The organism is Caballeronia sp. GACF4 (assembly GCF_023631025.1).
Taxonomy (GTDB): domain Bacteria; phylum Pseudomonadota; class Gammaproteobacteria; order Burkholderiales; family Burkholderiaceae; genus Caballeronia.
In genome coordinates this window covers 112,997-126,030 of record NZ_JALQDW010000027.1, presented here as the reverse complement: position 1 = coordinate 126,030, position 13,034 = coordinate 112,997, and the positions used below count along the sequence as shown (strand labels likewise).

Below are 13,034 nucleotides of genomic sequence, written 5' to 3'. Positions count from 1 at the left end.
CCGTCACGTCAAAGGTCGCGGCGAAACCACTTCGCGAAGACGCCAGATTCCGCGAGCGAGTGGGTAGCCTGACGCCGCGTTCCTTGCGCTCGCGCGACAGAGACTGCATTCAAGCCATCGTTCTTCAGCTTGGCCGCCTCTTCAAAAAAATAATGCGTTTCGCGAGCAACCAGATCGCGTTCATTGTCCATCGTGATGATGTGATAGCAGTCGTCGAGGAAAATCTTGCGTCGACGTGTCGAACCGATACCGCGATACACGACATCGGCGTTCGCGGTGGTGGAGATGTCGTCGTCTATTGCATGAATCAGCAGGCAGTCTGCTTTGATCTTTGCGATGTTTTTGGTTACGTATTTCGCCAGGGCTTTGGCTTCGAAGATATGGTGCATCGATAAAGTGGCGGCGCCGATTTCGGAATCCCCTCGACGCTGCATGCTCTTTGCCACTTTTGCCCTTAGCGCCTCGTTCTTCAAACCGAAGGGCGAGCGCTCACGCAAGCTGTAGAAATTCCGGATCGGTGTTTTATAGGCGAGGCCTAGCATCCAGTGATACCAGGGAATGGTCCAGCCGTCGTAGTCGAGCGTAACGGAGAGCAACGACAGCGCAAGAATTTCAGGCTCCTCTATGGCGAGCGCAAGCGCCAATGTGGCGCCAATGCAAAGACCGCCTACCGACACGCTGCCATACGCGCCCGCGAGTTTTCGAAAATGCGCCCTGACCTGCTCGCGCCACTCGACGGACGTGCCGCATTCGGTTCCAAGTCCATACCCGGGCAGGTAGGGGACATGCACGGCAAAGCCTTGTTTGGCGAGCGCCCGGGCCACATAACCCATTTCCTGCGGCGTGCTTCTCAAGCCATGAAGCAATAAGACAGCATGATTTCGGCTGCTTGCGGCGTGGACGATATCCTGCATCAATAGGTTTTGAGCGCTCATTCAATAGACTCGGGCGGAACTTTCAAAATCAGATACGCGCCGTGCGAAGTAGGAAAGCGCTCCAAGCGACATGTCAAATCGGAACCAATGACATCACGGCGAGGCAATCTGACAACCCAGCTTCTCGTGACCTCGTCGCTCGATTGTTCGAAGGCCGAGGCAAACGTAGACGCGTCGCTTTCGGAAAATGTCGCCATTAGGCGCGATGAAGCCGATTCTCCTTCCAACGGCGCAAGTTCTTTTTCGAACGATTCGTTGACGTACTCATAGGACGACCCAACCTTCCCTATGTATAGGATATCGGCGCTTTCGTCCGTGAACTGACGAAGCAATCGGTCTGAAATCAAATGCGACGCCTCCGCGCTTCTTCTACGCTTGTCGGACCGTAAAAGCATTTGATGTCGGGACCGCGCGACTTCAGCAAAAAGTCTGGCTTCGTGTTGAGTGCGTCTAAGCCACTCGATCATGCAGAGGAAAAGAAGCGTAGCCGTTGGGAAAGCAACGAAAAGAATCACGTCCTCTTTGTCGAAGTATCCGAAGTTGGCATACGGTGGTACGAAAAAATAGTCGGCGATAGGCACGCCAATGGCCACCACGAGTATGGCTGGACCAATACCGAGAAAGAACCCCACGAGGACCGCCGCGACCGTGAAGAAAAGTGCAGGCATGTGCGCTTCCAGCACGGGGTGCATCAACTCTCGCGCACCGAAGGCCGCGAGCGCGGCGACCAGTGCCACTCCATAGCGCCAGGCGCCTCTGGGCGCCCAGCTCCTTGCGTTGTTCAACACTCGTACTCCACGGAGTTTTGGATGGTGCGTCTCGGCGTCTGAATACGCCATTCATGCGCACCCGTTGCGCGCTTTTCCGTCCGACAAACCACACCACATGCCAGCCGCGACGCCCACCATCTTTCGCTTCGATGAGCCTTGACTGAGATCGCGATGATTACGGCCATACTAAGCTTTGGATACTTAGGCGACCCTTAGCAAGCCGTTTCGCGTGATCGATTACATTACGCATACGCATGGCGACAAGGCACCAGACGTTTGGTTCTTTTGACGTGAACGTGAGGGTTTTGCTAGACGTGCCGATGCGTGTCGACGCGCCAGGCGTCGACACGGCTTTCGTCGTGAGGGCGTTACACCTGCGCGTAAATCGAACTGCCCAAGGTCAGCGTGGTGGCGTTGCTCGCCGATGCAAAGCGAATCTCGTAGAGATCGCGGCCGAAGTTGCCCGGCACCTTAACCGACATGCCACCGCGGTCATCTGCAAGCGGCACGAAGAGTTGATAGCGAAGGTCGCTATTGCCATACAGCACGTAGCCCGGCAATTCGGGCAGGCTGGTGAGATACGCGGGCTCGTTGCCGTCGACCACTATTGGCACCGCTGTCGGCGAGTCGTTCGTCACGCGCCATTGCGTGCCCAGGCGTTGCTGCCACGCGGCGTCGAGTGGTGCGAGCGCGGCAAGTTGCTGGCCGATGGGTAACGTAAGGAAGGCATAGCCCGCGCCAGGGACGACGCGTTTCATCAGATAACGATAGCTGAATGGGGTGCCGACCTCGTCGGTTCCGGTGACGACCGCGAAACGGTATGAGGCCGTATCGCTATTGCTCCAGTACCATCCGTCGCTGCGGTACTGATAGGCGCCCGCGCCAAGCTGCCCCCACGTGCGCGTCACACCATTCCACTGGTTGAGTTGCACACTGCCGTCGCCGTTGGCGATCACCTGAACCGGCGAGTCCGAGTTGCCGTAGATGCCGGCCGTGTCCGCGATAACCGGACCCGTCGCCGCTGAAGGCGCCGTGCCGCCGACCGTGGGCGGCAGCGCGGCGATGGTTCCGTCCTCTTTCAATGCCGAAAGCACGATGCTCTCCGCAAGCTTGCGCGCGTCGTAGCCCGTATTGCCGGTCACCATCAACGCCAGTTGCGCCTTCGGCACGATGAAGAATTCGCTCGTGAAGAAGGCCGTGCCGCCGTCCTTTTCCCATCCGAGAACGCCGGCAGCGGCTAGCCCCGGTTGCACGACTGAATCCCATGCGAGACCCCAACGCCATTCCGGCGATGGATTGATCAGGAGCCCCGCTGTCTGGTCCGTACCCATCTGCGCGATGCCCGCCGCGGACACGATCTGCTTGCCCTCGAACGCGCCGCCGCCGAGGAACATCCGCGCGAGATTCATCATGTCGCCGGGCGTCGAACTCAGCCCGCCCGTCGCGTAAGCGTTGACGAACTCCTGATATTGCGTGCCGTTCACATAGGGATACGAGAACGAGCCATCGGTCGGCACACTCGTCAGATAACTCGAATTGGTCATCTTCAGCGGCGCGAGAATGTTCGCCTCGACGAAGCTCGCGAAGCTTTGCCCGGTCATTGCCAGGACGAGTTGCTCCACCATCGTGAAGCCGTCGTTGCAATACACCGCAAGCTCGCCCGGCAAATGCTTCAGATGAGTGTTGGCGAGCTCGGCCTGCGTGTCGGCCGCATAGCCGGGAACCGGCGAGAACGTGAATAGATTGCGCGAATTGGTACCGGGAAAACCCGACGAATGCGACAGCAGATGGCGTGTCGTGATTCGCGTGTACTCGGGGGAAAGCATCGAGAACGTGGGCAGATAGCGGACGATGGGGGTATCGAGCGTAATCAGTCCACGGTCCTGGAGGATCGTTGCGGCAAGCCCTGCAAAGAGCTTGCTGACCGATCCGATATTGAAGCGCGTCGCTGTCGTGGCCTGGGTCTGGCTCGGCACCGACGATGCGCCGAACGCCTGCTGCCACACGACGTCGTTGCCCTTGAGCATGGCAACCGAGATGGCGGCCACGGGCTGCGCCGTATTGCCGATGGCTTGCTGGATAGCCTGCTGGCCCATCGCAATGGTCTGCGGGTAAGAGGCGGCGTGGTTGTCGTCGCCGCCGCAACCGGGCAGCAGTGTCGCTAGCATGCCTGCGCCGGTGAAACCGAGGAACTGCCGGCGTCCCGAGCTGGAAGGTTTGTCGTTATTGCGGTCAGATGGAAGCACGGCGGTTCTCCTTGTTGATCCAGAGCCTACGTAGTGCGGTTTCTGCCTTGCGCGGCGAATTATAGCCTTCCTAACGGCTTCTTAGCATCGAAAATTTTGCTCTTCGGTGCGGTGTATTCGTCTCCCGTCGACATCGCCTGGACAAGCGTCATTTGCCGCTTCGCCTTTCTCGCGAAGCGGCTTTGCATGAGTCGTCGCTTAGCGATTTTGCGAACGCAACGTAACGGCCCAGAAAACGAGCGCAGCCACACTTACGGCGAACCCGAGGACGCAGACACCCATCCAGCCCGCTTGCGCATACACGTAAGTGGACGCCGCCGCGCCGATACCGCTCCCCGCCGAATAGAAAAGCATGTAGCAGCCCACGAGACGCCCGTGCGACGCAGTCTGGCCGCTCAAAATCATGCTTTGATTGACCACGTGCACTGCCTGGCCGCCGAGGTCGAGCAACGCGATTCCCACCATCAACGCGATCATGCTCTGCGACATGAGGCTTATGGGTATCCACGAAGTCACAAGACAGATCAGCGCGATGCCAGTGGTCCACTGCCCGAGACCTCGGTCGGCCAGATAGCCCGCCCTCGCTGCGGCCAGCGCCCCGATTGCGCCGACCAGCCCGAACGCGCCGATCTGTGTATGCGACAGCGAGTGCGGCGGCGCGCTGAGCGGCAAGACCAGCGCGCTCCAGAAAATACTGAACGCCGCGAACATGAAAAGGCCGATCACGCCACGAACCCGCAACACGCGCTCGGATGCAAGCAGCATGAACATCGACCTTAGCAGTTGAGCGTAGGTCAGCTTGAGCGGGCTCATGCGCGGCGTCGGCACTGCGTTCCAAAGCACGAGCAGCATGACGGCCGCCAATAGACCCGATATGAGATACACCGAGCGCCATCCTGCAAGGTCGGTGATGACGCCAGCGAAGCAACGCGCCATTAGCAACCCGACTACCACGCCGCTTTGCGCGGCGCCAACTACGCGACCGCGTTCCGATTGATGCGCAAGTGTCGCCGCGTACGCGATCAATCCTTGCGTCATCGCGGTGCCGAGCATCCCGACGCCGACCATGCCGATGAGCAATATCGCCGGCGAATACGCGAAGCCGACCATGGCCAGAGCAGCCGTGAGAAAGACGAGCTGTATGCACATCAAGACCTTGCGGTTAAGCAGATCGCCAAGCGGTACGACCAGCAACAAAGCCAGCGCGCAGCCAACTTGCGTTGCCGTGATGACGCCACCAACGGCTGCCTGCGTAATGCGGAAGTCTTCGGCAATGGCGTCGAGCAGGGGCTGCGCGTAGTAGACGTTCGCGACACTTACCGCGCAGCACACTGCGAGCAGCAAAACGAGGACGGACGGCAGTGAGCGAGGCGCATCTTCTGCGGGATTGTCGTTTTGTTCTGTCGCGTCGCACGGTGTGCTTCCGGCATTCATGAATCGCCCTGCCCTTATATCTTTAACTAGTTTCACAATGCAACTAGATCCAGTCTAGACAAACTTGTTTTAAAATGCAACTGGTTGAGATGGGTCGCTAAGACGGATATCGGTTCGGATTTGACTGGAGAAATGCAAATGGCGCAGCGCAAAAGTCTTGCGGATTCATCGTGTCCCGTCGCACGGGCACTCGATATCGTAGGCGAGCGATGGGCGCTGCTTATCGTGCGCGACGCGTTCGACGGCGTGCGTCGCTTCGGCGAGTTTCAGGAAAGTCTCGGGATCGCACGCAATATTCTCACCGACCGCTTGCGACTCCTCGTCGATGCGGCCGTGCTCGAAGTGGTTCCCGCGTCGGACGGCTCCGCCTATCAGGAATATGCGCTAACGCCGAAGGGCGAAGCGCTGTTCCCTGTGATTGTCACGTTGCGGCAATGGGGTGAAGCCAACCTTTTTGCACGCGGCGAAAAGCATTCGCAGCTAATCGATCGCGCGAGCGGTAAGCCGGTGGCTAAGCTGACGTTGCGTACGGCTAGCGGTATCGCACCCGCGGCGCGTGGAACATACGTTAAGAAAGTCACGGTGTGACGATCTTTTTCGGTGTGAAAGGCACTCAGAACAATTGATTTCAACGTTGAGTAAACCAGACTGCGCCGATGAATGGTCTGGGCCTACTCAAGGTCATCCGCCCTTGAGATCGTCAACTCGCCCGACTTAACGATCGCATGTTTCAGTCGCTGAACTTAATCGCACGGTCTCCGCTTGATTCGTTGCCTTCGGCGCGTCGACGGATTCGTCTGCGGTGCCGACACGAGTGCATTGTGGCTTAGCGAGTTCGAACCATCATTCGATTGACGCCATTGCGTGCGGGCTCTCCTTGCCATGTACTCTCGGCACTCGATAAAAGACCTTCAGAGCGCGGCCGCGTCCGCCTTAGAAATCGTGAGTCGGAGACAAGTCCCAAGGGTGTCTGTTTGTGACGTTCACTTTCCAGAACGCTGTCTGCCGCTTTAATACACCCCCAATTTCGAATGCGTATGGACGCTTGCCCTTAAAAGCCGTTTTTAGCATTTTTAACGTTTAAATTCATTCACTTAGAAAATAGTAACCGCCTTGGTGGCTTGGTTGGCATGCCTCTCGCATATGTAGCTGCGAGCGCAACAAGTTATCGCTCGACCAACCCAACCACTTAGGAGATTCACCATGCTGACGATCAAAGACCTCGCCGCTTCCAAAGAACTCGGCCGTGCTGAAATGGGCGCCATCACGGGCGGTAGCTCGTTCTTCTCGAATGCCGGTATCAACAGCAACGTTCAAGCAGGCGGTCTGTCCTTCGCTTCGCCGCAAGCGAACATCGCGCCTGTCACGCAAGTCGATGCATCGACCACCACCAACGTCGATCTCAAGACCGTCAACAAGTCGATTACCGCCGTGGGCAGCCTGCTCGGTGGCATGGCGCTCTAATTCACACCATCCAATCACATTGTTTAGGAGATTCATCATGCTGACCATCAAGAACCTCGTTGCTTCCAAGGAACTCGACCGCGCTGAAATGAGCGCCATCACGGGCGGTAATTCGCTCTTCTCGAACGCCGGTTTCAACAGCAACGTTCAAGCAGGCGGCGTGTCGTTCGCTTCGCCGCAAGCGAACGTTGCGCCTGTTTCGCAAGTCGATGCATCGACCACCACCAACGTCGATCTCAAGACCGTCAACAAGTCGATCACCGCTGTGGGCAGCCTGCTCGGCGGCTTGGCACTTTAATTCACACCATCCAAACACATTTCTTAGGGGATTTATCATGCTGACTATCAAGAACCTTGCTGCTGAGAAAGAACTCGATCGCGCTGCAATGGGCTCCATCGCGGGCGGCTTCTCGATCTTCTCGAACACCGGCGTCAACTCGAACTATCAGGCAGGCGGCGTGTCTTTCGCGAGCCCGCAAATCAACGTCGCACCGGTCACGCAGGTCGATGCCTCGCAACACACGAACGTGGACGTCAAGAGCATCACCAAGTCGGTCGATGCGCTCGGCAGCATGTTCGTCGGCATGAAGGTCTGAGGCCTCGCAGGCTCAGAGAGGGAAGGACCACGTGCCTTCTTCTCTCGTTGATTCTTGCCGATAACGTCCGAGCCTCAACGAGAGGACCGTATCTCCTTGCGGCCCTCTGGGTGAACTGCTTTTTTTGGCCCGCTCTTTAGCGGGCTTTTTTTCGTTGGCTGTCGCACGGTATTGAGTTGGAAGCTGATGACTCTCCGAACAGTCCTACACTGTCTCTTCGAACTGAAGCTATTCGCTCTATACGGCGAAAAAAAAAGGCGTCCGTTACTTGCGACAGCCGTTGCGTCCTTAGCCGGCCGAACAAACGTAAATTCCTTGACTCTTTCCTAGCGTGGCCGAAACGTCGGTTTCGCTTCGTTTCGAGTGGCGATTACCGAAAGACGACTGTCTTGGTTGTCAACTCGAGTGCGAGGGTTTGCCTGGCAGAAGCGCTCATCCGCGAGCGCTATATCGGCGGACACCGGTCACGCACTTGTCTGTCGCGCTACGCTGCTGGTGGACCACTCCTGCGCTCCCTTCTAGCGTCAAGATGAAACACCGTTTCGCCGCCCAACACAAAAGCAAGGTTGTTGTCCAACAAATGCCCAATCATGTTCCAAAAAAAAGGCAAGTATCGTTAAATTGACGCTTAAGAACCAAGACGGGCATCCGTTAACTGAGTTTCTCTCAAAGAACATGGTCCTCGGGTTAAAGACATGTTCATTCTGGCCGCCCCGCTTTGCGGGCGGCTTTTTTTTGCCGGAAGTAGTAAAGGCTTTTGCTATGGAAACGAAGGTGCCGAGAACAAGAGAACGGACGCTCGGCAGGCAGGAACGCAGGTGAACTGATCTGGACGCCATGGTCAACCGACTAAACAAACAACGCTATGGTCCAGTTCCTTCACTGATCGAACAGACACCGTCCAGCATAACCGTCCGAATAACCGAGAATTCATACGGTCCACATTGAGCAATATCTTGCGAATGCCACTCTCGAGACAAGACCCGCGCGTGTTGGAAGAGCACTCGACGCCTTCTCGCAAAGCGGTGCATATCAAGCTTGAGAGCAAAAGAGACGATTCACACGGCGACTTGGACGCAACGAAATTGGACATGCATCCGCGCAACGACGCACTGCGGCAATCGCCTAACGATTGAATCGCACTGCACGCTCACGAGCGAAAGCAATCATGGCGCGCTAAGCAAGCTCGCCACATGAGCCGAGCGCGTCTCATCGGCAATTTCCCGCGCAGTCTTGCCGCGGTCATCCTTCAAATCCCGATTCGCGCCACGAGCAAGCAGTATCGACGCAGTCTGCGCTCGATCGTATCCCGCCGCCCACATGAGCGCCGTCAGATGATTGTGATACGCGGCGTTCACGTCGACACCCGAGTCTAATAGACGCTGCACGATCGCGGTTTGCCCGAGTCCAGCCGCATATTCCATCGCTGTCTTGCCTACGCGATCCGTCGCCGCCGCATCCGCGTGTCGCGCAATAAGCAACGCCACGATTTCATCGTTGCCGTCGAACGCGGCAGCCATCAATGGTGTAATGCCCTGCACGTCAGCCTGGCTCACATTAGCGCCGCGCTCGATCAACAAGCGCGCCATCGGCGTCATGCCGCGCTTGCATGCGCTGATGAGCGGCGTGTCGCCTATACGGTTACGCGAATCGATTTTCGCGCCTTGATCGAGTAGCTCGACCACAACATGCGTGTCACCATTGCGAGTCGCGTTAAGCAAGCGTTCGTTGAGCGCATAGGCATCGTCATCGGCATGAACGGAGTCGAGCAACGCAAGCGTCATGCATGCGAACACGAGCGCTTTGCTAATCGGTATGGAAAAGGTCATTGCAGATTAGCGACGTAGTTCGCAAGATTCTCGATGTCCGCGTCGGTCAGGTTCTTCGTCACGCTCGTCATGTTGCCCGCGTCGTTCGTGCGCTTCTTCGCGCGGAAGTCCTGCAGTTGCTTCACGATGTACGGATACTGCTGACCCGCGACCCGCGGTATTTCGTTCTGCCCTTTCATGCCGCCGAGATGGCACATCGTGCAGAGCACTTCATCGGACTTCTTTTTGCCCGCCTCCACCTTGACCGGGTCGGCCTTGAAATCGGTCGACACGAGTGTCTGCGCCGCGAAGTAATCGGCGAGATCGTGCATGTCTTCCGACGACAGATTGGCGGCCATCGGCGACATGCGTGGATCGCTTCGACGGCCTGCCTTGAAATCGCGTAACTCAAGGAACAGATAGCGCGATGTCTGACCCGCGAGCGATGGATAATCGCCGCTCGTCGAATTGCCGTTCTGCCCGTGGCATGCAACGCATACGACGGCTTTCGCGGCGCCGGCCTGCGCATCGGCGCGCGCGAACGCTGGCATTAAAAACAACAGGCAAGCGACCATTCCCGCTACACGAATGCGTTCGTCTCTCTTGCGTTTCGATGGACGCATCGTCACCTCAAGGCAGCGCAAACACGAGAAGGCTATTGCCACGCTTGAAGTCCAGCTGCGTGTTGCCGCCCGCCGCGACCGCGACGTATTGCTTGCCGTTCACCATGTACGACACGGCCGGTGCGTTCACGCCCGCACCGCATTGAAACTCCCACAATTTGCGGCCGGTACTCGCATCGAACGCGCGAAAGAGGCCATTACCCTCACCGTTGAAGACAAGTCCTCCCGCAGTCGCGAGCACGCCGCCAATCAAGGGCTGATCCGTCTTGTAACCCCATGCGATCTTGCCGGTATCGACATTCACCGCAACCAGCTTGCCCCACTGTTGCTCGGCTGGAATGGTCTTGAAGGCGCCGCCGAGCCATAGTTTTCCGCCGGGATAAGCGGCGTCTTCAACCTGATACGTCATCGGTTGATGCAAATTTGCCGCATACGCCATGCGCGTCTTCGGATTAAATGCCATGGGCGACCATTCGACGCCACCGTTCGCGCCCGGCAGCATGCGCGCGCCGGACGCTGTCGGCAAGGTCCAGACGCCTTCTTGAGGAATCATCGCTTCGGAAATGCGGATGATGTGACCGTCGCGGCGATCATGCACATAGACGAATCCGGTCTTGCCGCCATGAATGATGGCCGGAACCATCTGACCGCTCTTGTCCTTTACGTCGATGAGGATTGGTGGGCTCACTGCATCCAGATCCCACACGTCGTGCGCGATGTATTGGTAATGCCATTTGTACTTGCCGGTATCGAGATCGATGGCGACGAGCGAATCGGTGTAGAGATTGTCGCCAGGACGAATGGCGCCATGAAGGTCCGGCGAGGGATTGCCCACTACGAAATACACCGTACGTGTCGCGCGATCGACCGCAGGCGCCATCCACACGCCGCCGCCAAGCGTCATCTCGAAGTCGTGGCCTTTTTCCGCGAGCGTCTTTTTCTCCGCCTCGATATCGCGCTTCATATTGCGGCCCACGGCGTCGTTCTCGGCCCACACGCCTTCGCTGCCGGAGTCGGGAATGGTGTAGAAGGTCCAGAGCAATTGACCTGAGTTCGCGTCGAATGCCTTGACGAAACCACGTATGCCGTACTCGCCGCCGTTCGTGCCGATCAACACCTTGCCATCGACGACGACCGGCGCCATCGTTTCCGAATAGCCGTCCTCCGGGTCCGCGATCTGCGAGGTCCACACGACGCTGCCGGTCTTTGCATCGAGCGCAACGAGCTTGGCGTCGAGCGTGCCCATATACAGGCGGTCGCCGGATATGGCGACGCCGCGATTATTCGGTCCGCAGCAAAAGGTCGTAACCGGTCCCATCTTGTGCTTGTAATGCCAGAACTCCTTGCCGGTGACCGCGTCGATTGCATAGATGTGGTTGTAGGAGGTCGTGAGAAACATGACGCCGTTGGATACGATCGGCGCGGTTTCCATCGACTCCATCACCGCCGTCTGGAAGATGAATGCCGGCTTCAGCTTGGCTACGTTTGAACGATTGATCTGCGCTGCCGGCGCATAACGCGTCTCGGCATACGATCCGTTCGAATGCAGCCATGAGGCGCTGTCGTTCGCGGCGGCATCGAGTTGCGCCTGCGATATCGGCCGCAATGACGTGGGAACCGGCGCTGTGGCCGTAGTGTTGGCGTTCTGGATTTCGTCGGCGGAGTAAGCCGCAGGCGCTGTAATCATTCCGAAAGCGCCGACAAGAGCCGCGACTGAACCAAGCAAAGCACGGGGATAGCCTGCCATGACGGTCTCCTTATTCGTTTTCTTCTGCGCCTGTGGGCTGGATTCGAGATGCGCGTCGCGAAACGCGCGGAATCCGAGAAAAAGCATAGGCAATTTAACGAGGCACTTCCAGAGCGTATTGATACGAGCCGCGCGGCTCGTGCCAAGCGATTCATTCTTCAGCCGACACTTCCGTCGCCTATATACCCTTCCCGACACGGCCCAAGCTCACACATACGAATCCATTACACATAAATTAATGGCGCATTCTTGAATGTTCGAAAGCCCATATTCCTTAGCGATTAAACGCTCGTTCTATTCCATTCGGCCTACTACGGTTTACCAAAATAAAAATTCATAACCCCCTTCTTGTTCCTTCCTTAAACGTCTCTTGTCGGGAGAATCGCCATGCTTGAAAAAGTCGCGAAGTGCTTGGCCGTGGGTGTGCTTATTTCGGGTTCCTCATTTATTTACGCACACGATTACGACGATGTCCCTACCGGCCGGTGCACGCTTCCACAAGGAACGATTTCTCTCGTCGAACGACAGCTTTACACCGTCGTCAATCTATCCGACTCGAACGGCGGAATTTTCAAGCCCAACCGGATGTGGGCCGCCATCGTCGACCGCGAGGGTCATCTATGTTCGGTCACCAAGACCGGCGATGCATGGCCTGGCAGTCGCGCCATAGCAATAGCCAAGGCGTACACCGCAAACGGTTTTAGCAACGATGCGCTTGCGCTTTCCACCGCAAATCTTTATGCCGCCACGCAGCCGGGCGGATCGCTTTATGGGTTGAACAATTCCAATCCCTTCGACGCGCGCTTCCTGGAGCAAGGCAGCGGGATCAACCATAGCGTGGGCGGTGTGATCACCTTCGGCGGCGGCGTGGCGCTCTACGCCGGTGGAAAAGTAATTGGCGGCCTTGGCGTGAGCGGTGACAGTTCGTGCGCCGACCATGCGATTGCCTATCGCATGCGCAAGCTTGCAGGACTTGGCTCCGTGCCTGCTGGCGAAGGACCGAACAACACGGACAATATCAAATACTCGACCGGAGCCTCGCCGATGGGATTCGAACAACCTCACTGCTTCCCGAGCGATCTAAGCGCAAGCGGAGTCGAGAATATTCCGCACTGACCGCCTTCAATGACGCGACGGGCAGAGGACGGCCCGTCCGACTGATCGGCATCGACGTGTTCCGAGCGCATAAGCGATAAGCGCCCTGTCGATGAGCAAACGATTGCGCCGCTGTCAAAGCCGAAACCAATTGAAGTCGTTTGTCATTAACTGATAGACGCATCTTTTTAGCTTTTGCTTAACGACGCATCGCTCTTTGCGGCATTGTCCATTGCAAGCGAATGAGACTCTCACGCTTAGGTAGCGAAAGATTGCAAGGAACTAAGCCCTTGAGCTTCGGCACCACGACTTTCTT

Annotated in this window: 12 protein-coding genes; 5 read left to right on the top strand and 7 right to left on the bottom strand. The window is 57.4% G+C overall.

Features of this window, described 5'->3' with window-relative positions; translation table 11 throughout:
- Positions 1 to 8: 8 nt before the first annotated feature.
- The 4 genes from NCR40_RS26500 to NCR40_RS26485 all read right to left on the bottom strand — a co-directional run bounded on the left by NCR40_RS26500 (position 9) and on the right by NCR40_RS26485 (position 5,385).
- On the bottom strand, positions 9 to 935 hold the full coding sequence (locus NCR40_RS26500) for an alpha/beta hydrolase (protein WP_250511180.1): 927 nt from the start codon (positions 933 to 935) through the stop codon (positions 9 to 11).
- Positions 932 to 1,672, bottom strand: coding sequence for a DUF4118 domain-containing protein (locus NCR40_RS26495; protein ID WP_250511179.1), 741 nt, complete (start codon positions 1,670 to 1,672; stop codon positions 932 to 934). Before NCR40_RS26495 ends, NCR40_RS26500 begins: the two co-directional genes overlap by 4 nt.
- A 401-nt stretch (positions 1,673 to 2,073) precedes the next feature.
- Positions 2,074 to 3,951 (bottom strand): serine hydrolase domain-containing protein, encoded by a 1,878-nt coding sequence (locus NCR40_RS26490; protein ID WP_502801033.1) that lies wholly within the window; start codon positions 3,949 to 3,951, stop codon positions 2,074 to 2,076.
- Between the two features lie 198 nt (positions 3,952 to 4,149).
- Positions 4,150 to 5,385: an MFS transporter gene (locus tag NCR40_RS26485; protein WP_250511178.1), complete on the bottom strand. Its 1,236-nt coding sequence runs from the start codon at positions 5,383 to 5,385 to the stop codon at positions 4,150 to 4,152.
- A 138-nt stretch (positions 5,386 to 5,523) separates the two neighbouring features.
- Between NCR40_RS26485 and NCR40_RS26480 the strand changes: the two genes are divergently transcribed.
- The 4 genes from NCR40_RS26480 to NCR40_RS26465 all read left to right on the top strand — a co-directional run bounded on the left by NCR40_RS26480 (position 5,524) and on the right by NCR40_RS26465 (position 7,445).
- A complete protein-coding gene (locus NCR40_RS26480) occupies positions 5,524 to 5,973 on the top strand; it encodes a winged helix-turn-helix transcriptional regulator (RefSeq protein WP_250494688.1) in 450 nt (149 codons plus the stop codon).
- A 615-nt stretch (positions 5,974 to 6,588) separates the two neighbouring features.
- The gene (locus NCR40_RS26475; protein ID WP_244832436.1) at positions 6,589 to 6,849 is read left to right on the top strand and encodes a hypothetical protein; all 261 of its coding nucleotides are present in this window, start codon (positions 6,589 to 6,591) and stop codon (positions 6,847 to 6,849) included.
- Positions 6,850 to 6,886: 37 nt separating this feature from the next.
- Positions 6,887 to 7,147, top strand: coding sequence for a hypothetical protein (locus NCR40_RS26470; RefSeq protein WP_250468214.1), 261 nt, complete (start codon positions 6,887 to 6,889; stop codon positions 7,145 to 7,147).
- A 37-nt stretch (positions 7,148 to 7,184) separates the two neighbouring features.
- The gene (locus NCR40_RS26465; protein ID WP_250468213.1) at positions 7,185 to 7,445 is read left to right on the top strand and encodes a hypothetical protein; all 261 of its coding nucleotides are present in this window, start codon (positions 7,185 to 7,187) and stop codon (positions 7,443 to 7,445) included.
- 1,166 nt (positions 7,446 to 8,611) lie between these two features.
- Here NCR40_RS26465 and NCR40_RS26460 read toward each other — a convergent pair.
- The 3 genes from NCR40_RS26460 to NCR40_RS26450 are packed head-to-tail and all read right to left on the bottom strand — an operon-like array spanning position 8,612 to position 11,563.
- Complete coding sequence (locus NCR40_RS26460) at positions 8,612 to 9,274, bottom strand: ankyrin repeat domain-containing protein (RefSeq protein ID WP_502801032.1); 663 nt, start codon at positions 9,272 to 9,274, stop codon at positions 8,612 to 8,614.
- Positions 9,271 to 9,828: a c-type cytochrome gene (locus tag NCR40_RS26455; RefSeq protein ID WP_250511255.1), complete on the bottom strand. Its 558-nt coding sequence runs from the start codon at positions 9,826 to 9,828 to the stop codon at positions 9,271 to 9,273. Before NCR40_RS26455 ends, NCR40_RS26460 begins: the two co-directional genes overlap by 4 nt.
- 55 nt (positions 9,829 to 9,883) lie before the next feature.
- Positions 9,884 to 11,563: a pyrroloquinoline quinone-dependent dehydrogenase gene (locus NCR40_RS26450; RefSeq protein WP_250511177.1), complete on the bottom strand. Its 1,680-nt coding sequence runs from the start codon at positions 11,561 to 11,563 to the stop codon at positions 9,884 to 9,886.
- A 447-nt stretch (positions 11,564 to 12,010) separates the two neighbouring features.
- Here NCR40_RS26450 and NCR40_RS26445 point away from each other — a divergent pair, with 447 nt between their 5' ends.
- On the top strand, positions 12,011 to 12,739 hold the full coding sequence (locus tag NCR40_RS26445; RefSeq protein ID WP_250511176.1) for a GlcG/HbpS family heme-binding protein: 729 nt from the start codon (positions 12,011 to 12,013) through the stop codon (positions 12,737 to 12,739).
- The last annotated feature ends 295 nt before the right edge of the window (positions 12,740 to 13,034 follow it).

Excerpts from the sequence above, each read along its gene's own strand:
- NCR40_RS26500 (WP_250511180.1), bottom strand. The coding sequence starts at position 935 with ATGAGCGCTCAAAACCTATTGATGCAGGATATCGTCCACGCCGCAAGC.
- NCR40_RS26485 (WP_250511178.1), bottom strand. The coding sequence starts at position 5,385 with ATGAATGCCGGAAGCACACCGTGCGACGCGACAGAACAAAACGACAAT.
- NCR40_RS26480 (WP_250494688.1), top strand. The coding sequence starts at position 5,524 with ATGGCGCAGCGCAAAAGTCTTGCGGATTCATCGTGTCCCGTCGCACGG.
- NCR40_RS26475 (WP_244832436.1), top strand. The coding sequence starts at position 6,589 with ATGCTGACGATCAAAGACCTCGCCGCTTCCAAAGAACTCGGCCGTGCT.
- NCR40_RS26470 (WP_250468214.1), top strand. The coding sequence starts at position 6,887 with ATGCTGACCATCAAGAACCTCGTTGCTTCCAAGGAACTCGACCGCGCT.
- NCR40_RS26465 (WP_250468213.1), top strand. The coding sequence starts at position 7,185 with ATGCTGACTATCAAGAACCTTGCTGCTGAGAAAGAACTCGATCGCGCT.
- NCR40_RS26460 (WP_502801032.1), bottom strand. The coding sequence starts at position 9,274 with ATGACCTTTTCCATACCGATTAGCAAAGCGCTCGTGTTCGCATGCATG.
- NCR40_RS26455 (WP_250511255.1), bottom strand. The coding sequence starts at position 9,828 with ATGGTCGCTTGCCTGTTGTTTTTAATGCCAGCGTTCGCGCGCGCCGAT.
- NCR40_RS26450 (WP_250511177.1), bottom strand. The coding sequence starts at position 11,563 with ATGATTACAGCGCCTGCGGCTTACTCCGCCGACGAAATCCAGAACGCC.
- NCR40_RS26445 (WP_250511176.1), top strand. The coding sequence starts at position 12,011 with ATGCTTGAAAAAGTCGCGAAGTGCTTGGCCGTGGGTGTGCTTATTTCG.